This window comes from Flavobacterium frigidum, assembly GCF_048286735.1.
In the GTDB taxonomy this organism is placed as follows: domain Bacteria; phylum Bacteroidota; class Bacteroidia; order Flavobacteriales; family Flavobacteriaceae; genus Flavobacterium.
The window spans coordinates 23014-37507 of record NZ_JBLVPU010000030.1 but is presented as its reverse complement, the minus strand read 5'-3'; the positions used below and the strand labels follow the sequence as shown (position 1 = coordinate 37507).

The 14494-nt window shown below is 34.0% G+C and carries 11 protein-coding genes and 1 tRNA gene; 6 read left to right on the top strand and 6 right to left on the bottom strand.

The window, feature by feature from the left end; translation table 11 throughout:
• Positions 1-204: 204 nt before the first annotated feature.
• Both ACNQGO_RS14540 and ACNQGO_RS14535 read right to left on the bottom strand, forming a co-directional pair.
• Positions 205-2043 (bottom strand): endonuclease, encoded by a 1839-nt coding sequence (locus ACNQGO_RS14540; protein WP_417947326.1) that lies wholly within the window; start codon positions 2041-2043, stop codon positions 205-207.
• 159 nt (positions 2044-2202) lie between these two features.
• Positions 2203-3729, bottom strand: a complete 1527-nt coding sequence (locus ACNQGO_RS14535; RefSeq protein WP_417985719.1) for a hypothetical protein — start codon at positions 3727-3729, stop codon at positions 2203-2205.
• Between the two features lie 116 nt (positions 3730-3845).
• Between ACNQGO_RS14535 and ACNQGO_RS14530 the strand changes: the two genes are divergently transcribed.
• The 4 genes from ACNQGO_RS14530 to ACNQGO_RS14515 all read left to right on the top strand — a co-directional run bounded on the left by ACNQGO_RS14530 (position 3846) and on the right by ACNQGO_RS14515 (position 6293).
• On the top strand, positions 3846-4283 hold the full coding sequence (locus tag ACNQGO_RS14530) for a PaaI family thioesterase (RefSeq protein WP_417971878.1): 438 nt from the start codon (positions 3846-3848) through the stop codon (positions 4281-4283).
• Positions 4283-5377 (top strand): chorismate-binding protein, encoded by a 1095-nt coding sequence (locus tag ACNQGO_RS14525; RefSeq protein ID WP_417985717.1) that lies wholly within the window; start codon positions 4283-4285, stop codon positions 5375-5377. Before ACNQGO_RS14530 ends, ACNQGO_RS14525 begins: the two co-directional genes overlap by 1 nt.
• 49 nt (positions 5378-5426) lie before the next feature.
• Positions 5427-6143, top strand: coding sequence for a bacillithiol biosynthesis deacetylase BshB1 (gene bshB1, locus ACNQGO_RS14520; RefSeq protein WP_417985718.1), 717 nt, complete (start codon positions 5427-5429; stop codon positions 6141-6143).
• Positions 6144-6217: 74 nt separating this feature from the next.
• Positions 6218-6293 (top strand) — tRNA-His (locus ACNQGO_RS14515).
• 105 nt (positions 6294-6398) lie between these two features.
• Here ACNQGO_RS14515 and ACNQGO_RS14510 read toward each other — a convergent pair.
• Together ACNQGO_RS14510 and ACNQGO_RS14505 are read right to left on the bottom strand one after the other, a co-directional pair.
• Positions 6399-7229, bottom strand: coding sequence for a ferritin-like domain-containing protein (locus tag ACNQGO_RS14510; protein WP_417971874.1), 831 nt, complete (start codon positions 7227-7229; stop codon positions 6399-6401).
• A 22-nt stretch (positions 7230-7251) separates the two neighbouring features.
• Complete coding sequence (locus ACNQGO_RS14505) at positions 7252-7995, bottom strand: ferritin-like domain-containing protein (RefSeq protein WP_417985716.1); 744 nt, start codon at positions 7993-7995, stop codon at positions 7252-7254.
• A 778-nt stretch (positions 7996-8773) separates the two neighbouring features.
• Between ACNQGO_RS14505 and ACNQGO_RS14500 the strand changes: the two genes are divergently transcribed.
• A complete protein-coding gene (locus ACNQGO_RS14500) occupies positions 8774-9970 on the top strand; it encodes a PAS domain-containing sensor histidine kinase (RefSeq protein ID WP_417985715.1) in 1197 nt (398 codons plus the stop codon).
• 302 nt (positions 9971-10272) lie between these two features.
• Here the strand turns inward: ACNQGO_RS14500 and ACNQGO_RS14495 are convergent, their stop codons facing one another.
• Complete coding sequence (locus ACNQGO_RS14495; RefSeq protein WP_417977195.1) at positions 10273-10605, bottom strand: ArsR/SmtB family transcription factor; 333 nt, start codon at positions 10603-10605, stop codon at positions 10273-10275.
• Between the two features lie 181 nt (positions 10606-10786).
• On the opposite strand from ACNQGO_RS14495, the gene ACNQGO_RS14490 reads away from it, so the two are divergent.
• Complete coding sequence (locus tag ACNQGO_RS14490) at positions 10787-13915, top strand: TonB-dependent receptor (protein ID WP_417985714.1); 3129 nt, start codon at positions 10787-10789, stop codon at positions 13913-13915.
• Here the strand turns inward: ACNQGO_RS14490 and ACNQGO_RS14485 are convergent.
• Positions 13912-14352 carry a VOC family protein gene (locus ACNQGO_RS14485; RefSeq protein ID WP_417985713.1) on the bottom strand — a complete coding sequence of 147 codons (441 nt, stop codon included), beginning with the start codon at positions 14350-14352 and terminating at the stop codon, positions 13912-13914. The genes ACNQGO_RS14490 and ACNQGO_RS14485 overlap by 4 nt on opposite strands.
• Between the last annotated feature and the right edge of the window lie 142 nt (positions 14353-14494).

The window sequence follows — 14494 nt, the reverse complement described above, 5'->3', positions numbered from 1 at the left end:
TTACGAATGTTAGATTCATTTGGTCCTTTTTGATTTGAAACATAATTACATGAATAATGTTTTTCCAATACTAATTTTACGCATTCGAGCTTAAACGCATAATCATACTTGACTTTTTTTTCCATAAAAATACCCCCAAATAGTGTCTAACTTTTTGGGGGCAGTCTATTTATGCCGCTTTAAATTTCATTACGTTATTAATTACTAGTTCACAATTAGTTTTTTAGTAACTGATTGCGAATTATTAGTTATTTTAACAAAGTAAATACCTTTTTGTAAGTTGTTAATAGCTGCAGAAGGGATCTCACGAAATGACTTTTCAAACACTTTTTGTCCTAAAACCGAAAATATTTGAACATCATAATTGTCATTGGCATTTTCAAAATTGATTTTTACACTTCCATTGGATGGATTTGGGTAAATTGTAACTTTTGCTTCTTCTAAATCAACAGTAGATAAAGTTGCTAATGCGTGACTTCCTAACCCATTACAAGTATCTTTAGCATATAAATCCCATTCGACTGCTTTGTTAAAAGTTACATTTGGTGCAGAAATGCTTGGTTTTCTTCGTAAGGTTTCGTCAGCTGCAAAATTCGCAGTACCACCATTGAAAGTTCCAATTACATCAATAAGGACGCCATTTTTAAACAAGCCCATTGCATCATTTCCATTAAAAGCTTCTTGTGCAGAAGATAGGTTTGCACTGGAAGCTGCATAGCAGGATAATGCTATTTGCGGATCAACTAAAATGAATACAGCTCCATTATTTAATGTACCCGTTAAATTTAAACCTGCACTCCAAGCTCCGGCGCCATTGGACTGTTTTCTTATGGAATAAACAGATAAGTCAACCGCTGCTCCTGTAAAATTAGCAATTTCTAAAGCCTTGTTAAAACTACTTCCTTCTACATATTCCGAGAAGAATATTTCTGAAGCTGTCGTTCCGCCAGTAGGGGCTGCAGTTGTTGTTCCATCTACTGTAGCACTTGCTGGAGACGAATTTCTTTCTGCATCTCGCGCTATCAAATAAAATGAATACGAAGTTGAAGGATTTAATCCAGACACAGTAGCAGTTAAACCAGTTTCTGTAGATTTTAAAGTTCCATTTACATATAAATCATACCCTGTTACTGCAACATTATCTGTAGCTGCTGACCATGATACCGACGCAGTGTTTGATGTGGTTGTTGTTATCACCAAATTAGTAGGTGCAGTTGGTGCCTGCGTATCAACTGGTTCTGTAGTCCATACAGATGCAACATATTCAGGATGATCTATGTAAGGATTTCTATTGTTTTGACGAGCATAAATAGCATTGTTACGAGAAATTTCTCTTGCACTTACTGGATCTTGATTGTGCCATGCCAGCAATTGATTTAAAAATGCTGTCGTAAATACTTTATTTGTTGTATTATTAAACATTGGGTAATTATAGGTTGCAACCGTATTTTCATAACGAGTGGCAAAATAAAAATATATTCTAGCTATATCACCTTTAAATTCATTGATGGGTTCAAAAACGGGTCCTGTATAACCTGCCGTAGTACTAGCTCCCAGTTTACTTCCATTTCTTGTAGTCTCTGTAGGTGTTACGACAACAGAATGCGGGTAGTTAGAACGGATCGCATTTACTTTTCCGTCTGTTGGAGTGATAAAATGAGCATCAGAAACCATTGGTGATGCTGAATTAAAAATGGATTGTGGTATAATATGCTCTCGATTGTAACAATCGCCTTCAGCAACGTAATTTCCACATCGCTGGGTAGCAGTTATAGCATAAGTATACGGATCTACTCCTGCAGGATTTTCCGAATACATATCTAGGACAGTACCGTCTTTTTCAAAAAAATTATCGATATCAGAGGTTTCGTAAGTAATGTATAGGCCCGCGTAATCCTGAACTGTGTGACCTTTAATAATGTTGTAAAGTTGCGTTTTCAAGGTATATCCCGTGCCGGTCGCCGTTGTATAGTAGTTTGCCGGTGCTTGACCAAAAGCTACTGTGAAAAGTAATAAAAAGAGCAAGGAGTAAATTTGTTTCATAATTTGATAATTGGTTGAAATTGTTTAAAATTAATTTTGCTTAAGGTGTTAAATTTTGGCAAAACTACTGTTTATTTCCTTATATCAAGTTATTAAATGTTTAATTAAATCAAGCTTAATTTTTGAATTTCAATTCGGTACGCGTTCTTTTATAGTGAGTTATTTAGGAAAAGCCTTATTCTGGTAAGCTCCCAAATCAGGGGGTACAGTTCTTGTATTTCCTAAAATGTCTAATGGAATTAAATACATCGAATTCCCTTTTGCGAAAGCGGCAGAAGTTTCATCGATATTGAACTTATTCTGAGATTGATTAAAATAGTTGGGATCTTTATTCAGAATGATTGCGTTGTAATGTGCTGTATCGGTACTAAATTGATACAGCGGATTTGTACTAAATTGGTTCGAAATATTATCAAATTTAATTAAACAATTGTTGAATTGGTATTCAAAAGCAGCTCCTGTTTTTTTATTTAAACTCATTTCATTGGCGTAGGAACCATAAATGATACAGTTATTGAAGGTTGCAGCATTCAAATCTTTCACTTCAGGAATAGCTCCAGTGATAAAGTTGCTTATTGCAACTGCTACCTGCTGAGAACTGTTCCAATTATTATTGAAGGTACAGTGGGTAAAAAAATAAGTACCTCCATAGGAGCACGCTAAACTTGCCAAACCAGCTTTATTGATGACTAAATTTTCTCCATTAATTTTTGCGGTCTGCGCCAAGATACCGTAGGTACTGCTATTGTAAATTTGGGTATTTTTTATCGCAACTGTAGTATTGTCATTGTTTTGAATTAGTAAGCCGATACTAGCATTTTTGATTGTAAGATGATTCAGTTTATTATTAGTACTTCCATCAGTAAGCCAAATAGTTCCCCATTGTCCCGGTACATCTGAGAAATCAGGTTCTAAACGATCGCCTTCAAAAACAACTTCATTTTCCAACTTGCCTGTAGTTGAGGGTGCTCCATTCACTTGAATCGAAGCTTTATTGGCTACAATAAGACCAGAATTAGCATGAAAATGAACTCTTGTTCCTGCTTCAAAAGTAGCTGTTTTATTAGAAGGAATGGCGGCATATCCATAGATGACATACGGTTTGTCGTTGTTAAACTGCAACTCATTTCCGTTTACAGGATCATTTTCATCCAAATAAAAACCTTCAATTTTTTGTTCTCCAATAGGTAGCGTTTCTTTTGTTCCGTCAGTAAAGCGCTGTGGGTAAAGGAAAACTGCATCTTGGATAAGAGTTACTAATTCAATATTTTGTTGATTGGCACCACTATCAAACTGAATTTGATCTGTGTACAAAAAATCAGCTGGATTTGCATCAGCGATGTTAGCCGTGGTTTCAATAAAAACATACAAACTGTCTCTTGCTAACAGCGCTACATTTGTAAAAATTTTACCTGCTGTTCCTTGCATGCCATCAATTGTCATGCGGTATTTAGAACTCAATCCTTTACCTAATTTTATACTGGGTATCGTGATGTCATTTTTACTTTTATTGTATACTTTAAGTCGATAGGTGCTCGATCCTATATTCGAAAAAACGGTATCAAGGTAAATAGTATCTTTGGAAAACGCTAAATCGCCGGTGCTTGCTACTGTCTCAAAATCAGAACGGCAGGAACAAAGCGCAAGTGCTATTCCAATAAAAAGTAAAAGTATTTTGGGAGGCATCGAATTGTTTTTTTTGTAAAAATAGGGAAAATCTATTTTCAAAATCAGAATAACAATTGTAATTCCTATTTTGTAAGTCATCTTTTCTTTAATTTTACATTTTTAAAGTAAATAATATGACATTCGACAAAGAAAAAATACTTCAGTATTGCAATCATGTTTCTAGGAACACCTTAATGCAAACGCTGAATATTGAATATACTGACGCTGGAGAAGATTTTTTAGTAGCTACAATGCCCGTGAATTCTGCAGTGCATCAACCTATGGGGTTGCTACATGGAGGAGCTACGGTAGCTTTGGCAGAGAGCGTGGGTAGTGCTGCATCGATGCTTTTTGTAAATTCAGATGTGAGTGAAGTACGCGGGATCGAGATCGCAGCCAATCATTTGAAAGCCAAACGCGATGGAATTGTTACGGCAACAGCTAAAATAGTTCACAAAGGAAGAAGCATTCACTTGTGGGAAATTAGAATTACCGATGAAAGAAATAACTTGATTTCACTGTGTAAGCTTACCAATATGATTTTACCAAAAAGGAAAAGCGAAGATAAATAATGGAATCACTTGTAGCGAAAGCAAAAAAACACTTGCAGGAAGAACTCCCTTTTGTTCTGTATTGCAAACCCAATACTGCAGAGGTTATTGGTTTTTTTCAGCGGGATGCTTCACTTTTTCGAGTTGATGATTTTACAGAAAAGGGATTTGTTATTTCGTCTTTTGATGGAAAAAACACCTTTTTGATTCCTGAAAATGAATCTGAAATTATGCGAGTTGCTTTTGAAAATGATCAACATACTGTTTTTTCTGAGAAGCAAATGACCATCGATGAATTAGCTAAAGAGGATTTTAAAGATTTGGTAGCCAAAGGAATTGAATCGATAATCAAAAGTGATTTTAAAAAAGTTGTGTTGTCTCGAAAAGAAACTATTCCAGTACCTAATTTTGATTTAATAGCAACTTTCCAAAAATTAGTCCAACTGTATCCTAGTACTTTTGTCTATTGTTTTTATCATCCTAAAATTGGGATTTGGTTAGGCGCCACACCAGAACAATTGTTGAAGGTTAATGCTGGTGTCTTTGAAACGATTTCTTTAGCTGGAACACAAAAAGATATTGGAAGTACAGAAATTATTTGGCAGAAAAAAGAACAGGAAGAACAGCAATTTGTAACAGATTACATTGTTAAAGAGTTAAGTACTGTTGCGTCAGAAGTTTTGGTAACCCAACCTTACAGCATCAAAGCGGGTGAGATCTGGCATATTAAAACGGATATTTCTGGACGTTTGAATGTGCATGAGAGTTTAAAAAAAATAATTGAAATGCTCCATCCTACACCAGCGGTTTGTGGGTTGCCTAAAAACAATGCTAAAGCTTTTATCATTCAAAATGAAGAGTATGACCGGAGTTTTTATACGGGTTATTTGGGAGAATTGAATAGTAGCATGACTCCAAATGTTGTAAACTCAGATTTGTTTGTAAATTTACGTTGCATGCAAATTGGGGATACTTTAATCAATACTCCAAATACTATTGATCTAGTGACGAAGGTGCATGTATACATAGGTTGCGGAATCACGAAGGATAGTATTCCTGAAAAAGAGTGGGAGGAAAGCGTTAATAAATCTATGACGATGAAAAAGGTATTGTAATTAAGAAAGAGACTGTTTTTTGTTTTGCTAAAAAATAATAAAATAAATGATGAAATTAGACATACTAGCCTTTGGTGCGCATCCAGATGATGTAGAATTAGGGTGTGCAGGAACTATTTTAAAAGAAATTTCTTTGGGTAAAACCGTAGGAATAATCGATTTGACACGAGGGGAATTAGGTACACGCGGATCGGCAGAAATTAGAGATCGAGAAGCAACTGCCGCTGCTGCAATATTAGGTGTTTCTGCGCGAGAAAATCTAGAAATGAGAGATGGCTTTTTTGTTAATGACGAAAAACACCAATTGGAAATCATAAAAATGATTCGCAAATACCGACCCGAAATTGTCTTGTGTAATGCTATCGATGACCGCCATATTGATCATGAAAAAGGAAGTAAATTAGTGTCTGATGCCTGTTTTTTGTCAGGTTTAGTAAAGGTCGAGACAGCGATAGATGGAGAGGTGCAACACCCTTGGCGTCCTAAACTAGTATATCATTACATTCAATGGAAAAATATAGTTCCAGATTTTGTAGTTGACATTACAGGTTTTACAGATAAAAAAACAGAAGCGATTTTGGCCTATAGTTCTCAATTTTATGATGTCAACTCTAAGGAACCCGAGTCGCCAATAACGAGTAAAAATTTCCTGGAAAGCTTAAATTACCGTTCCAGAGATTTAGGAAGACTTACTGGTGTAGATCATGCTGAAGGTTTTACTGTAGAAAGATATTTGGCAGTCAATAGCTTAGGCGATTTGATATAAATTTCACGTTATTTTTTAAAAAAAATATTTGCAAAAGTAAACTTATGTCGTATCTTTGCCACCGCTAAGCAAATGGTGGTTGTAGCTCAGTTGGTTAGAGCATCGGTTTGTGGTACCGAGGGTCGCGGGTTCGAGCCCCGTCTTCCACCCAGAAAGCAAAAGCCTCTCAGTAATGAGAGGCTTTTTTTGTGGAATAAAATCAATTAAAATTAGTTCTAATTTTAATTGATTTACTTTGTGCCGAATAAATACTATTTACACAATAAATAGGTTGGCAATATTTACAGCTTGCAAAGTTGTCAAAGGCTCATCATAAGCTTCAGATCCCGCTGCTGCGCCAAAAAGCGTTGCGGTATTATAACCCGCTTGCATGGTAACTTCTTCACCATCATAAACTGCTTGAGTTGCCGCAGGCATTCCCGCACCTCTTTCGTTTCCGGTAATCCATCCTTTTAGACCTCGCAATCTTCTCACTTCTGAGGCATGTCGTGCTTCTACTGAATGAATTTGCAATGCCGCTGTTAATAAATCTGGAGTAGAAATTAAATTAGCTGCTTGTCCTTTGTAGGCGCGAACTCCAGTATCTTCAAAAGCTTGTGCTAGTGCAAGAAATTGTGCGTAAGCTGCAGTAGTTCCAATTCCTGTTTTATTGAAAGGATCAAATGCCCCATTAACGGTAAAATCAAAGGTTGGTTTTGCAACAAAATTAGCACTTCCTGGACCGCCCAATCCTGCAATTAGGAATGATACGTGATCGGTTTCATGTGCAGAAATTTGCATAAATACTTTTTCATCTCTTCCGCCCGTTGGAATAACACCTGATGCTAAGCCCATAATATAGAATTCTTTCTCTAAATATTCTAAGACTAGCGCTAGTTGCAAGGCGCCTATTGGTGTAGAAGGAGTTGGATTAATATCGGCTGCAAATGCTTTAGTCGAAGTCAAAGCAGCAATTCCAAAGGGAACTGCGGCTAATGCAGCATTTTTCCCTAAATGTCCAAATAAATTGAAACTATCTCTCCTGGAGGCTTTACCATTCATTAGATTTTCATTGGTAAACGGCTCTAAAAATTTTAATATATTCATAATGATACGTTTTAAGTGTTATTTACGGTAAAAATTTTGCTGTAAAAGCAGTTGTAATAAATCCGGCTGCGATAGGAATTACCTGTGAAGGTGTTTTCATGACATCAAGACCAGTTGTAGTATTAATCACATCATCTCCTGCAAAATCAGCTGAATTTGGGTTTATAAGGCTTCGTATAGCAGAGGCATGTCTTGCTTCTACAGAAACTATTTTTCCTGCTAGCAATAAATAATCAGGATTAGTCAATAACCTTCCAGCGCCGTTGTATGCAGCAACTCCTGTGTCTTCTAAAGCCTTAGCTGTAGCTAGCACTTCAGTTCGGCTGTTGAAATTTAAGGTGCCGTAATTAAACGCTAAATTTGGAAGTAGCTGTTTACTTGGATCTGGTAATGCTCCTGTTAATGCTGCTTTAAAAAACTCTCTATGAATCACCTCATGGTTGTATAAATCTGTCAGAATCGTTTGTTCTGTTGAATTAAACGTGACTCTAAAATTAGCCGCATTGACTACTTTAGTATAAAAGTCAGCTTCTAGTTGCTCTAAAGCATAAGCATAACTCAGTACACCAAAATCATTTCCACCCAAATCAAATTTTCCATCGCGAACGCCTGGTAATTTTTGATCTGCCGCAGGACCGTCATCATCGTTACATCCCATTAAGATCAGTCCCGTACTGGCGGCAACTAAACCACTGATTTTAAGAAATTCTCGACGGCCTTTCAAAGTCGCAGAACTTACTTCATGAATTTTAACTTCATTTTTCATAATTTAATAATTAAAATTAGTACTAGTATTTAATATTATTTGGTCTTAGCAAAATTTTATTCCCGCAGAACCTAGATTTTTTTAAAAGCAAATAAAACAGAAGTCTTATCTACTATTAGTTTTTTAAACTGTTGTAAAAATATTTGAAGTAGCAGAATTGATCTTATCTGTTGTACCTAAATTTTATATTGAAAGCATTGCACTACACAAGTCTTGATTTAATAGTTCTCTAACAAAAATTATTGAGTGACCGTTGTTTTTTGATCGTTGCCGATATCGATTTTTAGTATCATTAGTAAATAATTTATTTATTTTAGTTACTCAAATTTAAGTTTTGTTGAAACAAAAAATTTATATAATTTTTAAATTAACTTGTATAATTTATTACATTTCAGTGAGTTGACGATTGTATTTTGTCTTAATAAAAAAATAATAGCTCAAAATTTAACCTATTAATTAATCTTTAAAATCATTTTCATTCTTTTTTAAATGAATGGTGAAAATTTTTGCTCCTTCATTGTTAAATGAATTATTTATTGATTTTTAAAGTAATAGCGGTATTTAGTACTTCAGGTCAATTTTCCACTAACTAGGATGATAACTATTACTCCTTTCCTTACAACTGATGTACGAAGTTTTTATATGGGTGGTTTTGCAAAACTTTTAGTTAATGAGTCTTAAATAATTGTATTTTCTTTTGTGTATCTTTGTAAGCATTGATTATATAATTCAAGCAAAAATTAACTTCCATAATTTCAAATAGTAGTTACAAAATTTAATGAAAAACGATAATACTGTTCCTAAAATTCTTAGAAGTAACTATATTCCCACTGCAGAGTTTTACAGCCAAGTAATAGATAGCTTACAAGATTATTCTATTTTTACTCTTGATAATGATTTTATAATTAATAGCTGGAGTTCTGGATCAACAAAAATATTTGGATATGAATCGGATGAAATTGTTGGTAAACATTTTAATATCATTTTCACAGAGGAAGACATTCAAAATGGTATACCGCAAACAGAAATTAAGGCTGCTATATTAGAAGGTAGAGCAACAGACAATCGCTGGCATATTTGTAAGGACCAAAGTTTGTTTTATGCGTATGGTTTGGTATTTCCGCTTACTGGACTAGACGGAGAGATGCTAGGGTACGTTAAAATCCTCCGCGATTTGACAGATCGAAAAAAATCAGAGGATGCAATCAAAATATATGTAAAAGAATTAGAAGATCTCAATGCGCATAAAGAAAATGTTTTGGCTATTGTTTCACACGATTTAAGAAGTCCATTGTCTGGGATAATTGGTACTGCAGAATATTTGAAAGCCAATTTAAATCGATTGGAACCTCATGTGGTAAAAGAAATGCTTGATTTACTTCATAAAACCGCTGTCGATGAGTTAAATATGTTGGATAATTTAGTAGAATGGGCTCGAGTAAAGTATGCTTCAGAAGCTTTTTCACCTACTAAAATTGCGCCTTTTCATTACGTACAAAAGGTTTTTGAATCCCTTGAAAAATCAGCATCGCTAAATGAAATTCATCTTCAAAACGACATCGAAATAAATACTAGTGTATTTGCTGATGAAAAAATGTTTATTTCTATTATTCAAAATATTGTTTCTAATGCTATTAAGCATTCATTTATTGGAGGAAAAATTATAGTCACAGCAGCTGTTGAAGCTGAAAAGGTAATTATTCATATAAAAGATTTTGGTATGGGAATGTCTCAGGATGTTCAAGATAAACTTTTTACACCGCAAATGAGTACTTTGTCTAAAGCAAGAAAAGATAATAAAGGAGCTGGAATTGGTTTGTTATTAGTCAAAGGATTTGTAGAAAAAAATGATGGCAAAATATGGGTTGAAAGTAAAGAGGGTATAGGTTCTACGTTTTATTTTACGCTTCCGCTTAATGAGCCTTTATTTAAAATCGATAGTCTTGATTCAATTGAATTTGATAAAAGAGTCTAATTTATTTATTAAAAAAATCTTGCAGCTTCCTTTAAGAGCCACTAAATTAGTTTTTTGTACTGTTGCTATTGCATTCAAATGAAAACATAACTATTTGTAAATCCATAATCATTTGTTTTTTGTAACAATTGGCAAAATTATTATGTAGATTATTGCTATTTAATTATAAAATGTTCTACATCTAAATATTCTCTAAACTACTACTTTAGTATAAAAATAGGTATTGATATTCCAAATATGAATTTGAAACTAGATGAGGTTTCTTTAATTGTTTATGTACTTTTTTATCAGTCTATCTCTACTTAACAACAATTCCTTTTAGGTCTATTCACCATTGTTTTTTTACTAAAACGGTCAAAAATGGTAAAAACCCTTTCTAATTTATTCCATTCGAGTGTATATAAAGACTGTGTACCACTCAGTTTTCTACAAATCAAATTTTCGTTGAGTAAATCTTTTAAATGCTTCGAAACCGTAGATTGCGACAACGGCAATTCGGCTACAATTTCTTTACAGGTTCGGTCTTTGTGTTTTGATAATATAGAAATAATTTGAATTCTAGCTGGATGTGCCAAACATTTTGCCATTTGGGATAATTCTAATTCAAAAGAATGAAAATCGATACTGTCTTTCATATTAATCGTAATTTATAGATGAAATAAAAATTTAAATATTAAATTAGGTTTTTTTTGTAAAGCTTTAAATACTAGTATTTTGTGATGTTTTTAATTAAATTTAATCGTAAATATACGATAAATGTATAAAACCAAAATACAATTAGTTGCGTAGATTTAAAAATCTAAACACAAGCAAATAATGAAATTACAAATTACACTTTTTTTTCTTTTGTGCACAGGATTTATTTTTGCACAAGAAACTACAGGAATTTTGAAAGGAAATATTGTTGATGACCAAAACAAACCTATTCCATTTGCTGTAATTTCGATCGTACAAAAATCTACAGGAATAAAATATACAACTCAATCTCAGACTGATGGATATTATGAGTTTAATCAATTGCAACCAGCTAATGATTATGAAACGCGTATTACGTTCGAAGGATTTAGACCATTGGTTTTGGATGCTATTCAGGTTCAATTGGGGAAAATCACTAAACTAGATTTCTCTCTTTTTTCAAAAGTACAAGAACTGGCTGGGGTTGAAGTAATGAATAATTCTACTAGTAAAAAAGGAAACGAAAAACGACTGAAAATAGATGTTATTAATAGTTTTCCTAGTGCAAACCGAAGTATTCAAGATGCCACACGTTTGCTGCCTGAAGCTAATTTAAATTCTTTTGGTGGGGCCAATTATAGATTTAATAATTTATCTATTGATGGTAGTGCCACTAATGATGTTTTAGGATTTCAGGAGCCAGCTAGTGGTGCTACAGGGTCTACAGCATCAGGAACTCCGGGTGGTTTGGCGGGTACGCAACCCATCGGTTTTGGTGCCATCAGTGCTTTGTCAGTAAAAACGGCTCCGTTTGATGTTACTTTCGGAAATTTTACCGGAGCAAGTATAAATGCCGTTACTAAAAGCGGTTCAAACGAGACATCTGGTGCGCTATACACTTTCGCAAAAAATAGAAATTTGATTGGTCGTTATTCTGATGGATTGAAACAAGAAGCAGCTTCATTTAATGATTACACGTATGGCGTGAGTATTGGTGGTGCGATTGTAAAAAACAAATTATTCTATTTTTTTAATGCTGAATTGGCTGATAGAAATGAAGCTGTTTTAAATGCTCCAGGTAGTTCAACTTCGAATATTTCGCAGGAAACGGTAAATTTAATTGCTGATAGACTTAAATCAAAATACAATTATGATCCAGGTATTTCGTCAAATGCGCAATTAGAGCGCAAGAATACTAAACTTTTTTTGAGATTGGATTATAATATTTCTGATGATCACAAATTAACACTCCGAAACAACTTTGTAAAAGGCTTTGCCGATAATTTAGAGTGGACGCCTACGGTTTTTAATTTTGGGAATCAAGGATACCGTCACAATTCAACTACCAATAGTATTGTTGCCGAGTTAAAAAGTAAATTCACCAATACCCTTTCTAACAAACTCACTTTGTCATTATCAACAGTGAATGATGATAGAAGTTATAATGGTCGTGTTTTTCCGCATATAGAAATCACTGATAATACCTCAAATGCAATATTTGCAGGAACCTATCGGGAAGCTTCTGTTTATGGATTGAGTTTAAACACTATTCAATTTACAGATAACATTACGTATTACCACAACAATCATAAGTTTACAATAGGGACTTCATCAGAAATTAATGCGATCGAATACCGATTCCTAACAGCTTTTAATGGAAGATGGCAGTATAGTTCTGTTGCGAATTTTCTGGCTGACAGACCAAATAGAGTTCGTGGAGTGTACAATATTGACAATAATGATTTTGAATTCAATAAGAAAACACCTTCTGCTGATTACTCGGTCTTATTATCAAGTGTTTATTTTCAAGATGAGATTCGATTTTCTAAAAAGTTTAATCTATTAGCTGGTTTCCGTGTCGATTGGCAAAATACACCTACTGATTTCCCTATTTCTGACCAAATAAAAAGTACACCTGAATTTGCAGGCTATAAAAACAAAATCAACAATATGCCAATATTTAATCCACGAATTGGCTTTAATTATACTATAGATGACGATGGGAAGTATACGTTAAAAGGGGGATCTGGTTTATTTACAGGAAGAATGCCTTTTGTTTGGTATGCTTATGAATATTATATTTCAGGCACAAAGTACTTTAATATTGATTACAGGCCTACGGGTGTTTTACCTTTAAATGAGGATTTAAGCCAATTAGAATCGTTACAAAGCCGTAAATTGACAGAAGTTAATTTAATTGATAATAATTTTAATTTACCTCGTGACTGGAAAAGTAACCTATCTCTTGATGTACAACTCAAAAATAATTTTGCTTTTAATTTTGAAGCTACGTACACCAAAACGTTAGATGGATTACTATTCCAGTCTATTAACCGAAAAGAAGATCAAAAAAGCAATTTTACTGGTGCTGACAACCGACCGTATTACAACACTTCGGCAGAAAGCATTAAAATAAATCCCAATTTTACCAATGTTTTTTTACTAACCAATACTTCACAAGGATATCGCTACAACCTCACTTTTGGTCTAACTAAAACGGAGGATCATTACAACGGATTTTTGGGCTTCACTTATGGCGTGAGTAAAGACATTTCGAGTACGAACAGGAATTCCCATGCTGCTAATTTTGAATGGAATCAAGCCTTAGTTGCTAATTCTCCAGAGTTAACTGCTTCTAATTTTGATTTGCGACACAAAATAGTTACCTATCATTTTTACGATATTAAAATAAAATCTAACGATTTGAAATTCGGGTTAATTTACAACGGAAAATCAGGAAGTCCATTTTCATTTGTCTATGAAGGGGATATCAATCGCGATGGATCTGCAAAAAATGATATTTTATACATTCCAAGAAATCAATCTGAAATTAAATTACAAAATATTGTCGATGGCAATAATACAGTACTAGTTTCTGCGGCTGAACAATGGAATCAGTTGGATGCTTACATCAATAATAGCAACTACTTAAATGCGCATCGCGGGGAATATGCTAAGCGAAATGCAGCACGAACGCCTTGGAACCATCAAGTAGATTTAAAAGTCATTTTTGACACAAAATTTTTTAAAAACAAGTTGGAATTTGCTGTTGATATTTTTAATATTGGCAATCTAATTTCTAAAAATTGGGGTACACAAGTCTACATTCCTAACATCAATAATTCAGGTTATGCATTACTTGATTTTGTCCGAATAGAAAATCAACAACCAGTTTTTCAATTCAAAAATCCAAAAGGAAATCCTTGGTTGGTAGATAATTTAAACTCCAAGTGGCAAGGGCAGGTAAGCGTGAGTTACTTTTTTAATTAGTCTATTTGGCCTTTGTAATTAGGATCAAAATCGACCATCCATTCAATTCCAAATTGGTCTCTGAACATACCAAAATAAGAATTCCAAGGACTCTCGCCAATAGGAACTTCAATGGTTCCGCCAGCCGAGAGTCCTTTAAATAGTTGATCGGCTTCTTCACGACTTTCAGCACTAATAGAAATTTTAGATCTGTTTTCATTTTCATTAACTCGACCCATACTTTCGGGGACATCATTCCCCATCAAAATGTTTCTCCCAATAGGTAAAGCAATGTGCATTATTTTATTCGCTTCATGCGCTGGTATCGGAAATTCATCATTGGCCATGTCTTTGAAACGCAGGACCATTGCGAACTCTCCGCCAAAAACTGATTTATAAAAATGAAATGCATCTTCGGCATTGCCATTAAAATTAATATAAGGATTGATAAGTGCCATAGTTTTTGTTTCTAAATTATTTTATCTTTTTCCTAATTGTTTGTATTCAAGTTATTGCACATATTACAGTATAGCATAACGTTAATGTACTCAAAAAAAAGATATGAAGCAGGATTAGCTTTCATAATATAACTTCTTATGA

Bases quoted from the DNA above. Each gene is read 5' to 3' on its own strand.
- bshB1 (WP_417985718.1), top strand. From the start codon at position 5,427: ATGAAATTAGACATACTAGCCTTTGGTGCGCATCCAGATGATGTAGAA.
- ACNQGO_RS14495 (WP_417977195.1), bottom strand. From the start codon at position 10,605: ATGAAAGACAGTATCGATTTTCATTCTTTTGAATTAGAATTATCCCAA.
- ACNQGO_RS14505 (WP_417985716.1), bottom strand. From the start codon at position 7,995: ATGAAAAATGAAGTTAAAATTCATGAAGTAAGTTCTGCGACTTTGAAA.
- ACNQGO_RS14530 (WP_417971878.1), top strand. From the start codon at position 3,846: ATGACATTCGACAAAGAAAAAATACTTCAGTATTGCAATCATGTTTCT.
- ACNQGO_RS14535 (WP_417985719.1), bottom strand. From the start codon at position 3,729: ATGCCTCCCAAAATACTTTTACTTTTTATTGGAATAGCACTTGCGCTT.
- ACNQGO_RS14525 (WP_417985717.1), top strand. From the start codon at position 4,283: ATGGAATCACTTGTAGCGAAAGCAAAAAAACACTTGCAGGAAGAACTC.
- ACNQGO_RS14510 (WP_417971874.1), bottom strand. From the start codon at position 7,229: ATGAATATATTAAAATTTTTAGAGCCGTTTACCAATGAAAATCTAATG.
- ACNQGO_RS14485 (WP_417985713.1), bottom strand. From the start codon at position 14,352: ATGGCACTTATCAATCCTTATATTAATTTTAATGGCAATGCCGAAGAT.
- ACNQGO_RS14500 (WP_417985715.1), top strand. From the start codon at position 8,774: ATGAAAAACGATAATACTGTTCCTAAAATTCTTAGAAGTAACTATATT.
- ACNQGO_RS14540 (WP_417947326.1), bottom strand. From the start codon at position 2,043: ATGAAACAAATTTACTCCTTGCTCTTTTTATTACTTTTCACAGTAGCT.
- ACNQGO_RS14490 (WP_417985714.1), top strand. From the start codon at position 10,787: ATGAAATTACAAATTACACTTTTTTTTCTTTTGTGCACAGGATTTATT.